The 20,367-nt window shown below is 37.7% G+C and carries 18 protein-coding genes; 3 read left to right on the plus strand and 15 right to left on the minus strand.

Annotation, left to right across the window (positions count from 1 at the left end):
- Positions 1 to 62: 62 nt before the first annotated feature.
- From PZ892_RS13430 to gyrB, 6 genes are all read right to left on the minus strand, one after another.
- Complete coding sequence (locus PZ892_RS13430; protein WP_094256175.1) at positions 63 to 2,309, minus strand: sodium-translocating pyrophosphatase; 2,247 nt, start codon at positions 2,307 to 2,309, stop codon at positions 63 to 65.
- Between the two features lie 142 nt (positions 2,310 to 2,451).
- Positions 2,452 to 4,350 carry an ATP-dependent DNA helicase RecQ gene (locus tag PZ892_RS13435; RefSeq protein WP_094256176.1) on the minus strand — a complete coding sequence of 633 codons (1,899 nt, stop codon included), beginning with the start codon at positions 4,348 to 4,350 and terminating at the stop codon, positions 2,452 to 2,454.
- Between the two features lie 2 nt (positions 4,351 to 4,352).
- Positions 4,353 to 6,398 carry a ComEC/Rec2 family competence protein gene (locus tag PZ892_RS13440; RefSeq protein ID WP_182499658.1) on the minus strand — a complete coding sequence of 682 codons (2,046 nt, stop codon included), beginning with the start codon at positions 6,396 to 6,398 and terminating at the stop codon, positions 4,353 to 4,355.
- Positions 6,398 to 7,675, minus strand: a complete 1,278-nt coding sequence (locus PZ892_RS13445; protein ID WP_182499657.1) for a hypothetical protein — start codon at positions 7,673 to 7,675, stop codon at positions 6,398 to 6,400. The genes PZ892_RS13440 and PZ892_RS13445 overlap by 1 nt, the downstream gene beginning before the upstream one ends.
- A gap of 24 nt (positions 7,676 to 7,699) precedes the next feature.
- Positions 7,700 to 8,458, minus strand: a complete 759-nt coding sequence (locus PZ892_RS13450; RefSeq protein ID WP_277711438.1) for a helix-hairpin-helix domain-containing protein — start codon at positions 8,456 to 8,458, stop codon at positions 7,700 to 7,702.
- A 188-nt stretch (positions 8,459 to 8,646) separates the two neighbouring features.
- Positions 8,647 to 10,605, minus strand: coding sequence for a DNA topoisomerase (ATP-hydrolyzing) subunit B (gyrB, locus tag PZ892_RS13455; protein WP_094256180.1), 1,959 nt, complete (start codon positions 10,603 to 10,605; stop codon positions 8,647 to 8,649).
- A gap of 201 nt (positions 10,606 to 10,806) precedes the next feature.
- On the opposite strand from gyrB, the gene PZ892_RS13460 reads away from it, so the two are divergent.
- Both PZ892_RS13460 and PZ892_RS13465 read left to right on the plus strand, forming a co-directional pair.
- Positions 10,807 to 11,418: an OmpH family outer membrane protein gene (locus PZ892_RS13460; RefSeq protein ID WP_094256181.1), complete on the plus strand. Its 612-nt coding sequence runs from the start codon at positions 10,807 to 10,809 to the stop codon at positions 11,416 to 11,418.
- 130 nt (positions 11,419 to 11,548) lie between these two features.
- Entirely contained in the window at positions 11,549 to 12,454 is a 906-nt protein-coding gene (locus PZ892_RS13465; protein ID WP_094256182.1) for a CorA family divalent cation transporter, read from the plus strand.
- On the opposite strand, the gene tsaB is transcribed toward PZ892_RS13465, so the two are convergent.
- From tsaB to mscL, 5 genes are all read right to left on the minus strand, one after another.
- Complete coding sequence (tsaB, locus tag PZ892_RS13470) at positions 12,449 to 13,159, minus strand: tRNA (adenosine(37)-N6)-threonylcarbamoyltransferase complex dimerization subunit type 1 TsaB (protein WP_094256183.1); 711 nt, start codon at positions 13,157 to 13,159, stop codon at positions 12,449 to 12,451. The two genes, PZ892_RS13465 and tsaB, sit on opposite strands and share 6 nt — an antisense overlap.
- 5 nt (positions 13,160 to 13,164) lie before the next feature.
- The gene (yidD, locus tag PZ892_RS13475; RefSeq protein ID WP_277711439.1) at positions 13,165 to 13,419 is read right to left on the minus strand and encodes a membrane protein insertion efficiency factor YidD; all 255 of its coding nucleotides are present in this window, start codon (positions 13,417 to 13,419) and stop codon (positions 13,165 to 13,167) included.
- Positions 13,382 to 13,795: a ribonuclease P protein component gene (locus tag PZ892_RS13480; protein ID WP_094256185.1), complete on the minus strand. Its 414-nt coding sequence runs from the start codon at positions 13,793 to 13,795 to the stop codon at positions 13,382 to 13,384. Before PZ892_RS13480 ends, yidD begins: the two co-directional genes overlap by 38 nt.
- Before the next feature lie 60 nt (positions 13,796 to 13,855).
- A complete protein-coding gene (gene rpmH, locus PZ892_RS13485) occupies positions 13,856 to 14,014 on the minus strand; it encodes a 50S ribosomal protein L34 (RefSeq protein WP_093098370.1) in 159 nt (52 codons plus the stop codon).
- 171 nt (positions 14,015 to 14,185) lie between these two features.
- On the minus strand, positions 14,186 to 14,593 hold the full coding sequence (gene mscL / locus PZ892_RS13490) for a large-conductance mechanosensitive channel protein MscL (protein ID WP_094256186.1): 408 nt from the start codon (positions 14,591 to 14,593) through the stop codon (positions 14,186 to 14,188).
- 309 nt (positions 14,594 to 14,902) lie between these two features.
- Here mscL and PZ892_RS13495 point away from each other — a divergent pair, with 309 nt between their 5' ends.
- Entirely contained in the window at positions 14,903 to 15,547 is a 645-nt protein-coding gene (locus tag PZ892_RS13495) for a response regulator transcription factor (RefSeq protein WP_094256187.1), read from the plus strand.
- 39 nt (positions 15,548 to 15,586) lie between these two features.
- On the opposite strand, the gene PZ892_RS13500 is transcribed toward PZ892_RS13495, so the two are convergent.
- The 4 genes from PZ892_RS13500 to ftsA form a co-directional block, all read right to left on the minus strand.
- A complete protein-coding gene (locus PZ892_RS13500) occupies positions 15,587 to 16,723 on the minus strand; it encodes a sugar phosphate isomerase/epimerase (RefSeq protein ID WP_182499655.1) in 1,137 nt (378 codons plus the stop codon).
- A 76-nt stretch (positions 16,724 to 16,799) separates the two neighbouring features.
- Complete coding sequence (locus tag PZ892_RS13505) at positions 16,800 to 16,985, minus strand: histone H1 (protein ID WP_094256189.1); 186 nt, start codon at positions 16,983 to 16,985, stop codon at positions 16,800 to 16,802.
- A gap of 131 nt (positions 16,986 to 17,116) precedes the next feature.
- Positions 17,117 to 18,823, minus strand: a complete 1,707-nt coding sequence (gene ftsZ / locus PZ892_RS13510) for a cell division protein FtsZ (protein WP_094256190.1) — start codon at positions 18,821 to 18,823, stop codon at positions 17,117 to 17,119.
- 141 nt (positions 18,824 to 18,964) lie between these two features.
- Positions 18,965 to 20,347, minus strand: coding sequence for a cell division protein FtsA (ftsA, locus tag PZ892_RS13515; RefSeq protein WP_094256191.1), 1,383 nt, complete (start codon positions 20,345 to 20,347; stop codon positions 18,965 to 18,967).
- Between the last annotated feature and the right edge of the window lie 20 nt (positions 20,348 to 20,367).

Consider the following 20,367-nt stretch of genomic DNA (forward strand, 5'->3'; position numbering starts at 1 on the left):
TGTAAAGCCCTCTAAAGCGTAAATTGCTATAGAGGGCTTTTATTTTTAGAAAGGTTTAATGCTTATTTATTTTTAGTGATAAGTGGTTTATGATCTACCACTACCACTTTTTCTTTTGTTTCTAGCTTTTCTTTTTTGGCATTTTCAGCAATTGTATGACCACCCAGAATTGGGGCAATCACCAACCCAACCAAACAAGTCAACTTGATTAAGATATTCATGGAAGGTCCAGAAGTATCTTTGAAAGGGTCTCCTACTGTATCACCAGTTACTGCTGCTTTATGTGCATCAGAACCTTTGAAGGTCATTTCACCATTGATCATAACCCCAGCTTCGAAGGATTTTTTGGCATTATCCCATGCTCCACCGGCATTATTTTGAAATATAGCCCACATTACACCAGATACCGCAACACCGGCCATATAAGCTCCTAGAGCCTCAGGTCCCATTACAAACCCAACAATGATTGGTGTAATGATAGTAATCGCTCCAGGCAACATCATTTCACGTAATGCTGCTTTAGTGGAAATATCCACACATCTACCATAATCAGGCTTTCCTGTTCCTTCTAATATTCCAGGAATTTCACGGAATTGTCTTCTTACTTCGTTTACCATATCCATTGCTGCTTTACCAACAGATTGCATGGCTAAAGCTGAGAATACGACAGGAATCATACCACCGATAAACAATGCTGCCAGTACATCGGCTTTGAAAATATTAATTCCATCGATTCCAGTAAAAGTCACATAAGCTGCAAATAAGGCAAGCGCTGTCAATGCAGCAGAAGCGATTGCAAATCCTTTTCCTACCGCAGCAGTTGTATTCCCAACGGAATCCAATACATCCGTACGCTGACGCACTTCCTTAGGAAGTTCACTCATTTCTGCGATACCACCGGCATTATCAGCAATTGGTCCGAAAGCATCGATTGCCAATTGCATGGCTGTGGTCGCCATCATGGCAGAAGCAGCAATAGCTACACCATAAAATCCAGCCAATTCGTAGGAACCCCAAATTGCCAAAGCAAATAGGATTACGGAAGAAGCTGTCGATTTCATTCCTGTAGCCAAACCAGCAATAATATTAGTTGCTGCACCTGTAGATGAGTTTTGAACGATATTTAAAACTGGTTTTTTACCAAGACCAGTATAGTATTCTGTAAAAGATGAAATTAAACCACCCACTGCCAATCCCACGATAGTAGAATAGAAAATATTCATTCGCGGAACATCTTGATAACCTTCGCCAAAGAACTTCATTTGGATTACTTCAGGTAGCATATATTGGATCAAAAAGAAGCAAGCAATGACCGTTAATAAGATCGATGCCCAGTTGCCCATATTCAAGGCTTTTTGAACTTGATTTTCTCTTGCATCATTTGAGGTTACTTTCACTAAGAAAGTTCCGATAATAGATGCTAGAATACCAACACCTGCAATTACGATTGGAAGAAGAATCGGTCCCATTCCATGGAATGCATCGGTGAATTGTGATCCATTCACTTCAGACATATCCTTGATGATATAATTCCCCAATACCATTGAAGCCAATACGGTAGCCACATAAGAACCAAATAGGTCGGCTCCCATTCCTGCGACATCTCCCACATTATCACCTACGTTATCTGCAATTGTTGCTGGGTTTCGAGGATCATCTTCAGGGATTCCAGCTTCCACTTTACCCACTAAATCTGCTCCAACATCAGCTGCTTTGGTGTAGATACCACCACCTACCCTAGCGAAAAGGGCAATGGATTCAGCACCTAGGGAAAAGCCTGCCAGGGCTTCCAGAACGACGGTCATTTCCAAATAGAAATTTCCACCTTCGGTCAAAAACATTTTCAGGAACAAAAGAAAGAAAATACTCAATCCCAATACCGCTAATCCAGCTACACCTAATCCCATTACCGTTCCTCCAGAGAAGGAAACTTTCAGGGCTTGAGGAAGACTGGTTCTAGCTGCTTGGGTTGTTCTGACATTGGCACTTGTTGCGATCCGCATACCAATATTTCCTGCCAAAGCGGAGAAAAAGGCACCACAGATAAATGCAACCACGATAATCCAATGGGAAGTTTCTACCAGGGTAGAAACGATGAAAAGTGCAATCGAAGCGATTACAACAAAAATAAGGAGGATTCGGTATTCAGCCTTAAGGAAAGCCATAGCCCCCTCTTGAATACTCTTGGAAATGGATTGCATCTTGCCGTCACCAGCATCCTGCTTACGAACCCATCCTGCTTTGACAAACATAAATAATAACCCCAATACAGCGAGTGCTGCTGGTAAATAGATGATAAATTGTTCCATACAAAGTTTATTTGGTTAGTATTAAAGATAACATATTTTTTTATCAATATACAAACCTCCAAAAACTAGTTTTTTAATGGGCATGAAACGTTAAAGCTTGGAAATACAATAACTTAGGAAAGGCAAAGAAATTAAATATGGCCTAAAGGGCATTCCAATGGTAAAGGTCGTTTTCTAGCTTGACCTTTTCAGTATCCAACAAATTTCGAAGAACTCGGAGGCGATCTTCATCTTTTCCAATTTCTATTTCTTCTATCAAATCATGTAATAATCGAGGTTTATCAAGGAGCAAGAATTGGATTTTCTTCTCAATAGATTCGGACATTCCAACCTTATGCTCTCTTACCACACAGAGATCACAAACGCCACAGGGTTCAGTTGCTTCTTCACCAAAATAATGCTGTAAGCTCAAACTACGGCAATCTTTGCTATCCAAATATTGATAAATAGCTTTGATTTGTTCTTCTTTGATAACCTTTCTTTCTTCAATAAATTGGGTATCAATATAGAGGTTTTTATAGTCTACACGACCTTGCAGGAACTGAAGTTGGGGTGAATCGGTTTTAGCAATATAGGTAACCAATTCCTGTTGCTGGAGATATTTAAGCATCCGCTGTACTTCCTCAAGGGGTTTGGATATTTTCTTAGCGATTTCAAATTCATTAATTGGGACATAATAATCAAAAACCCCACCGTACAATCGTAATATGGTCTTAATCAAAGGATCATAGGCCGCACTTTGCACTTGAAATTTATAGAGTTCTTGGAAATCCACTTCAAACTTTAATCTTGCAGGAATATATACCGCTTCACTTAAGGTCAGCCATTTATCTCTTTCAAGGAATTTGAAGGCACTCAATGTTTTTAGAACCTCAAGTTTATAACGCTTGGCAAAATCCAGCACATCAAAATCAAAGCTCAATCCTTTTCCAGCACCGTAGGCAATCTGGAAGTAATTGCAAAGGTGATGGTATACTTGCTGGATATATTGGAAGTCCGGGAAGTTAAGATCAATATTTTCCCAGAGTTCATTTCGATCGGCTTGTTGATATAATAGAACTGGATAAGCTTTTTTACCATCTCGACCCGCCCGACCTGCTTCTTGATAATACGCTTCCAAGGAGTCTGGAATATCGAGGTGGATAACAAATCTGACATCCGGTTTATCTATTCCCATTCCAAAAGCATTGGTAGCAACGATTACCCGAATTTGGTTATTAGTCCAGGCTTCTTGTTTTTTAGAGCGGGTATTGATATCTAAACCAGCATGATAAAAATCAGCTGGAATTCCATGATTCAGCAGATAGCGTGCTACTTCTTGGGTTTCGCGTCGGTTCCTGACATATACGATTCCTGTTCCGCCAATTTTGGATATTACCTTTAACATCCTGCCCATCTTATTTTCTTCATTGAAAACCATATAGGCAAGATTTTCCCTTCGAAAGCTCTTGGAAAGGACATTTTCAGATTTGAATCCGAGTTTCTCCTGAATGTCAGCAACCACTTTTGGTGTTGCTGTAGCGGTTAATGCGAGGATAGGGACTTTTGGTTGTAGCTCCCGAAGTTTGATGAGTTCTAAGTAAGAAGGTCGGAAATCATAACCCCATTGGGAAATACAGTGAGCCTCATCGATAGCGAATAGGTTCACCTTCATGTGGCGGATTCTTTCCTGCACCATGTCATTGTATAACCTTTCAGGGGCTAGGTAAAGGAATTTAATATTTCCAAAGATGCAATTATCCAAGGCAATATCTACCTCTCGATGAGACATGCCGGAAAAGATGGCAATCGCTGGAATATTTCTTTTACGTAGATTTTCAACCTGGTCCTTCATCAAGGCGATCAAGGGACTGATGACGATACAGATTCCATCATTAAGCAAGGCAGGAACCTGAAAACAAATAGACTTACCTCCACCTGTAGGCATTAACGCTAAGGTGTCATTTCCGATTAGAATTTCGTGGATAATTTCTTCCTGTAATGGTCGGAATTTATCATATCCCCAATATTCTTTTAAAACAGATAAGCTTGTTTTTTCCATTGTTATTCGCTATCCCAAACATACGCAAAATTATCCTTCAATATGTAATATGGCCTGTTTTCAAGATCCAAACGGTCTTTTATCCTATTTATATATGGGTAAGAATTTGAACCGTCAATTAGGATAAAATCGGCTTTAATATCTCTTGCTAAGGTTGCGTTTTTTCTGAGCAATAAGATTTTAGATTTGGAGGGATGACTAGTCTTCGAATTTTGGATAAATAAATCGACACTGTCCATTAACTGAATATATTGATTTTCTTTATCCATGTTTAGTTTTGTAAAACGAATATTTTTAAGTTCAGAATAATTTTTCAAATCAGGCCATATATTGAATTTCAAGGTTTTATGGTTAATGGAATCACAGGAACTAATTAGATGGACAGAACCAGATTGAATGATTGCAAGGCTAAAATCCTTTCTGGTATTATAGAATTTAATTCCCTTGAAAGATTTATTTTCTAATCGCCATAATAAAACAGAAGCCAAAGTAAAGATGAATAAGACCAGTGAAAGGTAGATTATTACTTTTCGTTTAAACCGAAATGCGAAAAAGTAGAGGAGGATACATACATAAGCCATCAAAGTGAGTGTAGAGTTTAAGGGAATCCCCTTGATGCTTGAAAAGGGAATAGCATCAATTAGTTTCAAGAATTGAAAAGAGGCCTTGATACATAGGCTAAGGCACTGTCCAAAGAAAATATTTAAATATTCGAAAGGAGAAATTGCGAGAAGGGCAGCAATAATCAGAATTAAGGTAGAAGGAAAAGTAATTAAGATATTAGAGATCAGGAATGAGGTTGGAAATTGGTGGAAATAATAAATAGCTAAGGCTGTTGTTGTGATTTGAGCAGAAAGAGACACATAGACAAGATCCAGTATCGAATTAGCTATTTTATGTTTTGTGTAAAAAAGGCTTTTCAAAATAGGTTGAAAAACGAGGATTCCAATGACAGCGAGATAGGATAATTGGAAACCAATATCGAACAACATATAAGGATCATAAAGCAAAAGTAGGAATGCGGAGGAATAGACGGCATTTAATGAAACGGGGACCTGATATCTCCAATAGCCTAGCAAGAATAGACTAAACATGACCGTGGCTCTTAAAACAGCTGGTACGAATCCACAAATCGTTGCATAGAACCAAATAAAACAAAAGATAAAACCAAGACGGAAGTTTCTATTTTTAAAAAGAAGGTCAGTAGGCTTTAAAAGTAAGGTCAAAAACCAGAACATCATACTTACATGGAATCCCGATACACTCAGTACATGGATTGTTCCGGTATTTGAAAAAATCTCCATTATTTCATCAGATATTTCAGATCGATAGCCGAAACTAATGGCGCTTCCAATTTGGAAGGCCGCCTGATCATTAATAAATCTTTTAAATTTCTTTTGAAGATGCACTTGCAATTCCAGCAGCCAATTTTCTAGTTTGTTTTCATTTTCGCTGCTATGGATGATTAAATGGTTAATTGGAATAAATACCTGATAGTTTACAGCTTTCGTTTTGAGGTATTTCGAATAGTCGAATTGAGTAGGATTAAATGCAGGTCTTAGTTTTTGGATTTGAGAATGAAATTGCAAAAAGTCGCCTTTTTTAATTGAATTGATGGTCGAATCTTTATCCCAGATATTGGCCATTGCCAAAATGCTAAATTGTCTTTTACCTGAGGGATGATTAATATTAAGGATTTCAATTTTTGCACGCAGAATTTCTCCATTTCGGATTGGGTTTTCTAAAAGTCTAGCGGTGCATTGGCACATTTTGTCCAGAGGAGGTGTTTCTCTAGAAATCTTACTTGCCATAGTTAGCATTCCTAAACAAAACAAACTAATGTATAACAATAAAATAAGGTAAGATCTTTTATTTGTGATACAACATAAGGAGCAAAGAAGTAGTAAAAAGAATATGCTAAAAATTAGGATTACGAAACCAGAATATGTCCAAGAAATGGCAAATGCAGTTAAGATGCCAGAGGAGAAAAACAACAATATTCGAAAAAAGGGGACTTGGTTTAATTTTAGAAATTGGATTTCATGCATTACCAAGCATATCGAATTTGAAACCTGAGGTCTGATTTATTATTTCCAATAATTTTATCGAGCCCCGAGCCGAATTCTTTCAGGTTTCTATAAGTCGTAATAGCATACCTGAACCAAATATCAATCCCTTTAATAGGTTTTATTTTTTGATTGAGGTAAAACCGAAATCCATTTCTGAAATAAGAAGGAAATGAAAAAGAATACAGTACATCCCGTTCATAGGCAAATAATCGGGCATCATACGAATCAGCATTGAAATAAGCGAATCGTAAGTTGCCGCCCATTTTCCATGATGGTTTATTCCATATCAGGTCCTGAAAAACAAGAAAGCCATATTGTTTGGTAAACATAGACTTATGAAATTGTTTTCCTTCAACTTGATTTCCAATCTGAAGATTTCGATTTAATTTGTAGAAGAAGCTAATTCTGGCTTGTTGTCTTGCCAGGTCGGCAATTGGATTGACCGTTTTAATATGGCTAGGATAATTTTCCTGATAAAATTTATATTGGTATCGAAGTTTCAGATGACCTTTTTTATACCAGATATAGCTCAATTGACTTTGACCATGTACTGAATTAGAAGGACTACTGGTTCTGAACTTTAACCAAGGAAATTGAACATAATCTAATTTATTAATCCATTCGATATTACGATTAGGATGATATGCAATACTGGCAGACCATCCAATTTCATTGGCGAGGTTTGATTGCTCCTGAAAGGATTGTCCAAAGAAACTATGATAATCTTTTCCATAATTTCGATATGCGAGCGAGGCAGAGAACTTTCTACCGAGTCCGGCGATTAAACCCTGGTTATTCGCCCAACCCGCTCCTATTGAATATGCCGATTCACCAAATGCTAACAGATTATAAAGGTTGTATTGGTAATACAGGGAGACATTATGGAGGATATTTCCTTCGAACCTGTATCGACTATAATCGCGGTTATTCAACTTCAGGTACCTATCAAATCGAGTGGTAAGAAAGTTGAAACCAACCTTAAATTTTTCTGGTTGAAATCCCACATTTACACCATATACTAACTGCTGTAAGCTATGTCGGTTCTTTAATTCAGAAGGTGTCCGGTGTAATCCAGAATAATTAATACTACTGACAAAGGAGCGATGTCCTTTTGCATTGATACTAGCGGACAAGTGATTATAAGCGAGAAAAGGAGTAAAACTCAAGTTCTTTATTCTGAGTTGAGCCGCCATTCCACGCATATACTTGCTTTCCATCAGACCTGTATGTGGCTTAAGCCCCAATCCATTTTGCATAATATGAGCTACTGAAGCACCTTTTCAAAAGACAGGGCCATTCCAGAGAGCAAGGCCTTGTCCAAATTGCAGTAAGTAATCTCCGAGGATAATATTTTCGAACCTCCCAATTTTACGGATGCTGATTGATCCTGAATAAGGGTCAAAGCCTTGGGTTTGCTTTTCATTAAAAAAGGGTTCACCGGGGTCCTTTTTCATATTAAGCGCAAATTTGACTCTTTCAGACCAGTTCCACCTCAATCTGTTGATCAATCTATCTGGGCTTCCTAAATATCGGGATCGTTTGGGGTCTGATATTTCATAGCCTCTAGGAACTTGTAGACCTCGACTATAGGTCAGCATCCAGGAACCTGATGATTCTTTCATCATTTTAGGAATAGTTGATTTTGCTTCCAGAAGATCATCTTTGACCTTTATAAAGGGAAGCAATTGATCATATACTTCGGCATTGATACCTGGTATTACTTGAAGTTCCAGGGTTGAGATAAAGGATTTGATTTTATTTCGATGGGATAGAATTTGTTGGATTTGTAATTCAGAAAGAAAGATTAATTGTCTAAAGTCCTGCTCAGTAGCTTTATTCAAGTCCAGGGGCCTTCTTTTTAACTGAGTCAGGATTTCAGCATACTCAGAAATATTGTGGGATGATTCAGTTTCATCGAGGATTTGGCTGGCTAGAATATCATCGATATCATGTTGAGATTGGGCGTAGAGGGTAGTTGAAAAATGGAAAGTAATAATAAGAGTTAATAGTAAAGTAATGGGGTATTTTAATAGGACCATACTACGGAGCGAATTATTGATTGCGTATGGAAATAAATATCGGATAAGACTATTACCTTAAGGTCAAAGGATCTTTAAACAAATTGAAAGGGTACGAGCCTGTAAAAGAATTTTAGGTAAAGGTTGAATAGGAAATAAAAAAAAGCTGCCAAATGGCAGCTTTTCAATATGTTAATTTCTAAAAAGAATTAGATATCAATTTTAGCATAACGAGCATTCGCTTCGATAAATTCACGACGAGGAGCTACTTCATCACCCATTAACATTGAGAAAATACGGTCACATTCGGCAGCATTTTCAATTGTTACTTGGCGTAATGTACGTCTTTCAGGGTCCATTGTAGTATCCCAAAGCTGCTCAGCATTCATTTCACCAAGACCTTTATATCGTTGAACATGAACACTATCTTCTTTACCTGCACCTTTTAAGCGTTGGATTGCCGCCAATCGTTGGTCTTCGGTCCAAGCATATTCAAAGTCCTTACCTTTTTTCACAAGGTACAATGGCGGAGTTGCAATATAGACATAACCATTTTCGATCAATTCTTTCATGTATCGGAAGTAGAATGTCAACAACAAAGTTGCGATGTGCGAACCATCGACATCGGCATCCGTCATGATGATAATCTTATGGTAGCGAAGTTTTTCAACGTTTAATGCTTTAGAATCTTCGGCAGTACCAATACTTACTCCAAGTGCAGTGAACATATTTTTGATCTCTTCATTTTCATAGATCTTATGTTCCATTGCTTTTTCCACGTTGAGGATTTTACCTCTCAAAGGCATAATTGCTTGTGTAGCACGGTCACGACCTTGTTTTGCTGTACCACCAGCGGAGTCTCCCTCGACGAAGAAGATTTCACATTTTTCAGGGTCACGATCCGAACAATCGGCAAGTTTACCAGGCAGGCCAGAGCCACCCATTACGGTTTTACGTTGCACGAGTTCCCTAGCTTTACGGGCAGCAGCACGAGCCTGAGCCGCAACGATTACCTTTTGAACGATTAATTTAGCTTCCCTAGGATTTTCTTCAAGGTAAGAACTTAAGATTTCACCTACAGCCACATCTACAGCCCCCATTACCTCGGAGTTTCCTAATTTTGTTTTCGTCTGGCCTTCAAATTGAGGTTCAGCGACTTTAACAGAAATTACAGCAGTCAATCCTTCACGGAAGTCATCCCCTACAATTTCTACTTTTAAGTTTTTCAATAAACCAGAATCATCGGCGTATTTTTTCAAGGTACGGGTTAATCCTCTACGGAAACCAGCAACATGAGATCCACCTTCGATAGTATTGATATTATTAACGTAGGAATGTACATTTTCAGAGTAGGTATCATTGTATTGAAGGGCTAGTTCCACAGGAACACCTTGTTTAATACCTTCTACATAGATAGGTTCAGAAATTAAAGGCGTTCTATTGCCATCCAAGAATTTCACAAACTCTTGAAGACCACCTTCAGATAGATAGACATTTTTCCGGAACTCACCATTATCAAGGATTTCTCTTTCATCGATTAAGGTTAAAGTAATTCCTTTATTTAGGAAGGAAAGTTCTCTTAATCGGTTGGCAAGCGTATCGTAATTAAAGATTAAGGTTGTTGTGAAAATTTCGGGATCCGGTTGAAATGTAACAATGGTTCCAGTTACATCACTGACACCGATTTCTTTTACATCCGCTTGTGGTTTACCTTGTTCATATTCCTGAACGAAGATTTTACCTTCTCTATGCACTTCAGCTTTTAAATGGGTAGAAAGGGCATTCACACAGGATACCCCGACACCGTGTAAACCTCCAGATACTTTATAAGTATCTTTATCGAATTTACCACCGGCGTGCAATACGGTCATTACAAGCTCTAAAGCAGATTTTTTTTCTTTTTTATTGATTCCAGTTGGAATACCACGTCCATTATCACGTACCGATATACCGTTGGATTTAAGAATGGTTACTACGATATCGTCACAATAACCGGCAACAGCTTCATCGATAGAGTTATCGACTACTTCATAAACCAAGTGATGTAGGCCTTTTACGCCTGTATCACCGATGTACATGGAAGGGCGCTTACGTACAGCTTCTAATCCTTCTAATACCTGGATATTATCCGCTGAATACGTAGATGCATTTTTGTTTTCTTCGCTCATGAAAATCCTTTAAAATTACTGTTGATTAACTTTCAAAAATACGAAAAATTCCCCTAATTATCAAATAAAAAAGGCAACGTGAACGAGCAAAATTAACATTATTTAGGGATTTAAAATGGATAGGAAATGGAGTTGATTTTAGAATAATTGAAAATTTTATATTAGGTTTGTCCTTAAGAAAATCGAAATATAAAACAGAGAATGAATAAACTATTAAAAATCACCTTAGGTTTAGTTGCTACAGCAGCCATCGTATCTTGTAATCAACAAGCGAGTAACCAACCTGAAAAAACGAGTGCAGCTCCTACCACTACGGTAACAGCAGCTGATCCTATTGACAAAATTGCCTATGTAAATTCAGATACTTTATCTGAGAAATACCAATATTTTAAAGATGTTCGCACGAAATTAGAGGCGAAAGTAAAGAAAGCACAGAGCGATCTACAAGCAAAAGGACAAGCTTATCAACGTGAATTAGCAGAATACCAACAAAAAGCGGCATCGATGAGTGCATCTGAGCGTCAAGCTACAGAGGAGCGTTTGGTTAGACATCAAAATGACTTAGGCCGTATGGATCAAAATGCTTCTTCATCAATTGCACAAGAGGAGCAAACAGAATTCACGAAGGTTTATACAACGATCACAGATCATTTGAAAAAGCATTCCGAAGAGAAAGGATATAAATTAGTTCTTACCTATTCAAAGACTAATCCAGCTGTTTTATATGCAGATCCTAAAATGGACATCACTAATGAAGTATTAGGAGCTTTAAACAAAGAATATAGTGACAAAAACGCTGCTGCTAAAAAGTAAGCAGAACGGAAACACATAAGAAAAGCCTCGATTCGTCGAGGCTTTTTTTATGTCCAAAGATTGCCTTGGCTACCAAATCAAATTTGTAATTTGCTATAAACTCTGTAAATTTCATCTTAAATCGATATACATGGTACGACATATTCTCAGTAAGGAAGAAAACGGTTATGATTGGTACGAGATCCTAGATCCTACATTAGAGGATTTTACGGAGCTGAAGGCAAAATACAATTTGAATGATGCGTCGATAAAAGACTGTTTAGAAATTGGCCATTTACCTAAGATTGAGGAATTTGAAAATTATCATTTTTTAATTTTACGTTCCATTGCGGAATCCTTTCCTGAGAATTCAGATACCCTAGCAGATATCACCTTACGCATTTCCGTTTTTTATGATGAGGATTTTATTATCACTGTGCATAGAAATGAGATCAAGCTTCTGAACGAGTTGATTGAACTGGATAAGAGCAATAAGAAACTAAAATCCAGCAAGAGCTTGGTTAACAGCTTGGTTTCGCAATCCTTAAAAACATTTGAGAATTTGGTCATCAATGATCTTGCAGAGAAACTCGATGACTATGAAGAGATCGTGTTTTTACATCGTAAAAGGAAGCCATTTTTAATGAAGCTGTATTATTTAAAAAGACAGGTAGATTTAATCAAAATTATCCTGACCTTATATAAAGATATAGTGGATTACTTCCATATGCCTGAATATCAAAATATTTACACACAAGATTTGCGGGATATCTACTCCAGGACAAATACTTTGTTCAGGAACATCGGGGAAAACACGGCCCAGTTACTTTCGGTTTACTTTAATATTGAGTCCAATCATACCAATGAGATCATGCGTATTCTAACGATTATCTCGGTATTTTTCATGCCATTAACTTTTATAGTTGGAGTTTATGGAATGAACTTCAAATATATGCCAGAATTGGAATGGCTACATGGCTATCCAGCTGTTTGGATCTTGATGTTGTCAGTTTCCGTGATGATCTACATCTGGTTCAAAAGAAAGAGATGGTTATAGTAAAGGGGATTTTTTAGGGGTTGTAGCGACAAAATCTTTTAAGTAGAACGGTTCGAAGTAGGCTACATCTTCAAATTGCTGATTCTGGAATTTTTCGAATGATTTTTGATCTTGGAAGGAAGCGATAGAATCAAAATTCGGAACCACTTGAATCTGGGGATTATTTTCAAAAGTAGGAATAAACTTATCAGCACCAGATCCAAATAAAATCAAATCATAGCCTTGATCCAGATAATGGTCGAAAGTATTTTCATCTACAATCAGGGCTTCAGTTTCCTTCATCCAGGAACCATCAGCATTAAAAACTGCGGTATAGACCTCTCTCCTTCTGGCATCGATCATAGGCAACAGCAGAGTTTTGCTATTCAGGTCCTGATATTTCGCTATAAACCCGCTGCACAAAGCTTCTAAGGTATTATTAGCGATTAAAGGGATATCCAATGCGTAGCAGAGTCCTTTTGCGGTAGATACGCCAATCCTAAGTCCTGTATAAGATCCAGGCCCCATACTTACTGCTACTGCAGCCAATTGGTTCAGGGAAACCTTCGTTTTTTCCATTAATTCCTGAATGAAAACTGTCAGCTTTGTGGCGTGAAGATTAGGTTCATTACCAAAAACTGCGCATATCTGTTTTCCGTGGTTCGACAAGGATACGGAGCAAAGATTTGTTGCTGTTTCAATAGCGAGGATATAGGAATTTGACATAAGGATTAAGGTACAGGATCATGTCCATGTCCCCCCCAAGGGTTACAGCGGACGATACGTTTAATAGTTAACCAGCCACCTTTGAAGGGGCCGTGTTTTAGGATAGCTTCTTTACCGTATTGGGAGCAAGTTGGGGAATATCGGCAACTAGCGCCTAAAAGTGGGGATAGAAAAAATTGGTAAATCTTGATAATAAGGAGGAAAAGCCACTTTAGAGGCAGCTTAATTACTTTTTCCCAGATCAGATTTAGATATTTCATTTTCCAGTTTTGCGATTACCAGCTTCAGTTTATTTTTCAAAGTTTCATAGGGCAATTTATCATTGCTTACATACTGAATAGCCAGGAACAAATTTACAGAATGCTCTTGTAAAAAGGAATAGAGTTGAGGTTTCTCGAGTCTATAACATTCGCGCATCAGTCTTTTCAGGGCATTCCTATCGACGGCTTTTTTGAATCGTTTTTTAGGGACGGATGTAATGACTTGTGCGGGGAAATTTTGTTCAGGGTTTGCGGGTTTTATGAGGCAAACTATTCGAAAAGGATATACAACAAAAGAAGAACCATTATGGAAAAGATCGTCAATAGATCTTTTGCTACATAATCGTTCTTCTTTTTTAAATGTATATTTTTTCATCACGATGACCATAAAGCCGGCTAAAACAGCGCGGTCCCTATATCACCGGCGAGAGTAAAATTAACCTTTGTGACGGCTTTCGTCAGAAACTGAAAGGCGTTTTCTTCCTTTTGCTCTACGAGCAGCAAGTACTCTTCTACCATTTGCAGAGCTCATACGCTCTCTGAATCCGTGTTTATTTCTTCTTTTTCTTTGCGAAGGTTGAAATGTTCTCTTCATGACGCTATTATGCTTGTTTTTATACTTTTTACCAAATTATCCCTCAAAAGAGGAATGCAAAAATAAAGTTTATTTCACAATTCCGCAACACTCTGAATCTAATAAATAAAAAAAAGCAAATTATTTGGGCTAATAACCCTCATAATTTGCTTTGGAGCGAGAATTTGCTACTTATTTATTTTTTAAGATATCGCGAATTTCTGTAAGAAGTGTTTCTTCTTTAGTTGGAGCAGGAGCTGCTTCAGGTTCTTTAGGTTCTTCTCTTTTCAAGGAGTTAATGCCTTTAATGACCAAGAAAATACAGAAGGCGATAATTAAGAATTGAATTAGGACATTGATGAAATTACCATAAGTTACGGCTACTTCGGCTACTCCTGCAGCTTCATTACCTTCTTTAATGATATATTTCATGCTAGAAAAATCGACACCACCGGTAATAAATCCAATTGGCGGCATAATGATATCATCTACTAAGGAAGTAACGATTTTTCCGAAAGCACCACCAATAACCACACCGACAGCAAGGTCAATAACGCTTCCGCGCATAGCGAATTCTTTAAATTCTTTTAAAAATCCCATAAGTTTAAATTGTCTAAAAAGTGAATATAATGTATTTAAATAGTTTTAACTTGTAAATAGTTGAGCATGTGATAATCTTACAAAAAAAGCTGTTTACAATCAGAAACTAAAATTAATTTCAAAATAAATGAGTAATTTTATTGAGTGCTCGATTTAAAAGTTTAAAATAATTTTAAAATTAATTGAATACATTTAAAATTATTATATTTGAGGAAACAAATTAACTACTAAATACAATTTTTCAAACCAATCCTAAAGTTGAAAAATTCGTACAAATGGTGAATCTAGGTAATTTGTGTAAAAATCTTTATGAAAAAAATATTAATAGCCGACGACCATATCATTGTGCGCTTGGGTGTTTCTACCGCGATTAAGGAAACTTTAAAAACGGTTGAAATTGTTCATGCTCAAACATATGATGAGGTATTTGTACAATTAAAAACGACTAGCTTCGACTTACTTCTACTAGACATTAATATGCCGGGTGGAAATAATATTAAAGTAATTAAAGAGTTGTTGGATATTCAGCCTGATTTAAAGATTCTAGTATTCTCATCCTACGATGAGACCTTATATGCTCTTCGTTATATTGAAGCTGGAGCAGCGGGGTATGTGAATAAGACCACAAGCATGACTGAGTTCACAAATGCCATTAACAGCATTTTCGAACGCGGTCGTTATATGTCTGAAGCAATCAAGGATCTGTATGTTCAGAAGTTGACTACCAGCAAATCAAAGGTTGACAGTTTAAACCCACTATATAAGCTATCGAATCGTGAAATGGATGTTGCAAGACACCTTATTGAAGGATTAGGAATTATTGAGGTTTCAAACAGGTTGAATCTGAGCTCATCAACTGTAAGTACGTACAAGAGTAGAATTTTCGAAAAACTGGGTGTACACAACATTCCAGATTTAATATCGCTATTCAAGATGAATGCAGATAAGGAATAACCAAATGGCTATTCCTTATTTTTTTATCCTTTCCTATGGTTAGGATAATTCTTCTATGCTACGTACAGGAATATCTTTTCTGGAGATTTCCTTTAGCTTGCTTTGCTCGGTATATTGGTACCCATTGTCACCTAGTATCCATAACAATGGGGATAAGAAGCTAATACAGGCTTTGGCTCCTTGGTTGATGGCAGCGAGGTTCTGGGTATCTTTGGAGTTTTTCGCTTCATTTTCGATTTCAAAAGGCCCTGAAAAGCCTCTATCATGAAGAACTTCTACGAAGCTGTTCCAATCCATATCATCCGTTCCACCGAACCCGGGCAACATGGCTGTATAATGATGTCGATCCCAATCATTTTGAGGAATAGAAACCCCGGCTAATTTTGCCAGGTCAGCATTTACCTGTTGCATGGGATACATTCCACCCCACTCTACCCTAGCTTTGCTACTCAGCATTCTGGTCGTTTTGACATGCACGCGTTTCAATCTAGAAATATCCATTTCTTCAATTACTTCGACAGGGTCTGTGTTTTGCCAGATATCATGAGAAGGGTCATAGATTTCACCATGTGCAGGACTAGGAATCATGGCATACATAAGTTTTCTAGCTGCCAAGACCCCTGGCAAGTTATTAAATGTGCTACTATATCGGGATGATCTCCAACCTTCCATTGGGCAGTTTTCATAGACCACAGTTACGCCTAAATCTTCAGCATATCGGATAATAGGTTCAAATACTCGTTTATATTCCTCCAAGTTTTTCTGAAATCCATCGATTTGATTTCCTAGTTCATGGTTATAGCCTACAAAGGTTCCCACCATTACATCATTTTCATCGGCACCAAGCAGGTGAGCTATTCTAATGAGTTTTAAGAGGTGGTTTTGATTTTGCCGTCTTTCTGCCTCATCGCCGCCAATCATGTTCTCAAAAGCTCCTAAAGACAGTCTTAAGCCTTTAGAATTAAAGTTCTCTAGAATTGCCTTAGCTTGATCAGGTCCAAAATGGTCATAATCGATATGTGTTGCGGTATGATCTGCTCGAGCACCATCTTTTCTAAAGGCGCATAAATCGATACCTTGAGCGCCAAGGTTTGCAGCAGTTTCGAGGAGTTCAGCTTGATTTAGTTTATCATAAGCGGAGCTCATGAGCCAGATTGGGTTTTGGATTTGTTTCATTATTGATCTAATTTATTCAAATATAAGCATAAAAAAAGCCCATAAATGGGCTTTGTACATTAATGAAGGAGCTTCATTATTTTTTGTTCTTAAGATCTTGAATTCCTAAGCGTAAATCTTGGGCTAAAGTTTTAATATCCTGTAGACCTTTTCTTACACGTGTGCCGGCTGCACTATTACCTTTTGCAAAAAATTTGTCTGCATCGTTTTCTAATCCGTCAATTAAAGACTTTAATTCCTTGAATTTATCAATACTTGCCATAACTTTTAGATTTATTTATAATTATTTATAGTAACTCACTTAAAATTAGCATCTTTTTTCTATAAACAAAACCTAAAACACAAAAAAGGTGACCTTTTCAAGCCACCCTTTATTTATTAAATAGGATAAGATTAATCTACGTTATCGTGTAGGAAAGAGTTGTTTGGTCTGATTTCAGTTTCACCATCATCAAATGACAGGGTAAAACGAGAGACTTGAGATTCAGATGAATGTGGAACATCATCTAATGTTTTTTGCTTTCTTTTATAAGCAGGTTCATTTTCAAGTTCTTGAAGACCGTTAGAAGATTTCAATTTCATGCTCAACTCCTTAAGGCGCAGGATACGTTCCTTTGTTTTCAACAATTGATCTTCGAAATTACTTTCTTCTTTTTTAGCTTCTTCCAGTTCGATTTCAGCTTTAGGCTGAACTGTTTCTTTCACTGGTTCAGGTTTAACCTCTTCTTTTTCATCAGCAGGGTTGTATGCATCAAAAACAGTAGGTAATTTAAACTCAAACAAAGAAGGAGAAGTTTTCAATTCAAATCCGTGTGGATTTGGATCTTCTTGTACTTCTTCAGCATCAGAATTATCATCCAATTCCAAAGTGTGACGCACAATTTGGGAATCGTTTTTTTCTACAGCATTAGCTTGTTGCGCAGCTACAGCAGTTTTGTTGGAGAACAAATCTGTTTGCGGCGCTTGGTTAGATGGAGAGTCAACTGGGGTACTTGGTTTTACGAAGGCACTTGCTTCAGTATTCGCTCTATCTACAAATTGATTGGTTGCTACGGGTTTAACGAATGCAGAAGTTGAAACCTCCGGAGTCAAAGGGATGGCGATTTTTTCCATTTCCTTTTCCTTCACACGTTCTTCAGCAGTTTGAAAACCAGTTGCGATTATAGTTACAGAAAGTTCTTCTTCGTAGTTTGCATCAATACAGTTACCCCAGATTAAGTCAGCTGATAGGCCAGCTTTTTCTTGGATATAATCAGTAATGATAGCTACTTCATCCATTGTTACTTCGCGAGTACCGGAAGTAATATTTAACAGGATATAGCGAGCACCTTCAATTTCATTATCTTTTAATAGTGGAGAAGCCAACGCGCCAGTTACAGCATCTAGAGCACGTTGTTCACCTGTTGCCACGGCATTACCCATAATCGCAACACCAGAATCGTTCATTACGGTCCGAACATCTTTAAAATCGACGTTTACATATCCTGGGATAGTAATGATTTCAGCTATACCTTTAGCCGCAGTGGTCAAGATATCATCTGCTTTAGCAAATGCAGCTGTCATTGTCAAGTTTCCAAAGATTTCACGCAGGCGGTCATTAGAAATCACTAAATAAGAGTCTACGTATTTGCGAAGCTCACCTAGACCATCTTCAGCTTGCATACGACGGCGTTTACCTTCGAAAGTGAAAGGAGTAGTAACGATTGCAACGGTCAAGATACCCAACTCCTTTGCTGCTTTAGCCAGCACAGGACTTGCACCAGTACCAGTACCACCACCCATTCCTGCAGTAATGAAAAGCATCTTGGTATTAGTACCTAACATACGTTTGATATCTTCAATACTTTCGATTGCTGAATTTTCACCAACATCAGGATCAGCACCAGCACCCATACCTTCGGTAAGACTTGCACCCAACTGCACCTTGTTTGGAATAGGGCTTAATTCCAATGCTTGTGCATCTGTATTGCACACGATGAAATCCACACCACTAATTCCTTGCTTATACATGTGATTGACTGCGTTTCCGCCGCCACCACCCACACCAATTACCTTGATAATTGATGAGTTCTCCTTTAACATTTCAAATTGTATCGACATATATTTTATCCTATTTAATTCTTCATCAAGCCTTTACGTTAACACAACGCAAGTCAACAATTCTAATGTAATATTACCAAAATCTTAACAAGAGTTTTCCACATTTGTTAAAATGTGGAAAAAACTAGCTGATGTTGATAATTATTTTTTCCCAATGTAAGTATCATTGTCTATATCGGCTCCATCTTTGATCCAATCGTTCAAAAAACGCGCTAACCAACCATCCTTTTTATTTTGTCCGTCGGCTATATCTTGGATTTTAGTTTCTTTTTTATCCTTCGCTGGAGTGCCACTTTTAATGCTTTTCTCCTCGTTTCTTTTCTCTTCTTCTTCCAGCGATTGAATACCTTTAATCAATAGACCAATACCTGTAGCATACAATGGGCTTTTCAATTCGTCGAAAGCTTGTTTGTTCAGCATATCAGTTTTTGCCAAGTATTCATTTGGATATCCAATACGGCAATCGATTCCAGTGATATATTCCACCAATTGTACTAAGTGTTTCAATTGTGCACCACCACCAGTGATTACGATTCCAGCAATTAATTTATCTTCATATCCAGAAGATTTGATTTCATAGAACACATGTTCGATGATTTCTTCCATTCTGGCTTGGATGATATAAGCTAAGTTTTTTACAGAAATTTCTTTTGCTTCTCTGCCTCTGATTCCAGGGACACAGATAACTTCATTTTCTTTATTTTCATCTGCCAAAGCGGATCCGTATCTAACTTTCAATTGTTCAGCTTGATTACGCAATACGGCACAACCTTGACGAATATCTTCAGTTACGATATTTCCACCCAAAGGGATTACCGCAGTATGACGAATAATACCTTCGTGGAAGATAGCCACATCTGTAGTACCACCACCGATATCTACTAGCACAACACCTGCAGTTTTTTCCTCTTCATCCAACACAGCTTCGGATGATGCAAGAGGTTCAAGGATCAATTCAGAAACTTCAAGGTCGGAGTTATCCACACATCTCTTGATGTTTTTGATATCAGTAACGCGTCCGGAGATGATATGGAAATTGGCTTCCACTCTTCTACCAGCCATTCCGATAGGTTCTTTGATACCAGGCTCGTTGTCAATAGTAAATTCTTGTGGTAAAACATGAATGATTTCTTCTCCTGGAGGAAGTACTAATTTGTACATATCAGAAATCAAACGTTCGATATCAAGACGTCCGATTTCATCATCGTCATTCTTGGTTAAAATACCACGGTGTTGGATACTCTTGATGTGCTGACCAGCAATACCTACATTGACCACTTTGATGTCAACGTTGGATTGACCTTCAGCCACAGCAACAGCTTCTCGGATACTAGTGACGGTTTTCTGGATGTTGGCAACAACTCCACGATTTACGCCGGCAGATTCCGCTTTTCCTACACCTAATAACTCAACCTTGTTTGATCCACTACGACGACCTACAGTCACGCAGATCTTTGTCGTACCGATATCCAATCCTACAATAATTGGATTTTCTTTTTCATTTTCTACAATTCTAGGTTTCATATGCTGTGTTTGATGCTGTA

The sequence above is a fragment of the Sphingobacterium sp. WM genome, assembly GCF_029542465.1.
In the GTDB taxonomy this organism is placed as follows: Bacteria; Bacteroidota; Bacteroidia; order Sphingobacteriales; family Sphingobacteriaceae; genus Sphingobacterium; species Sphingobacterium cellulitidis.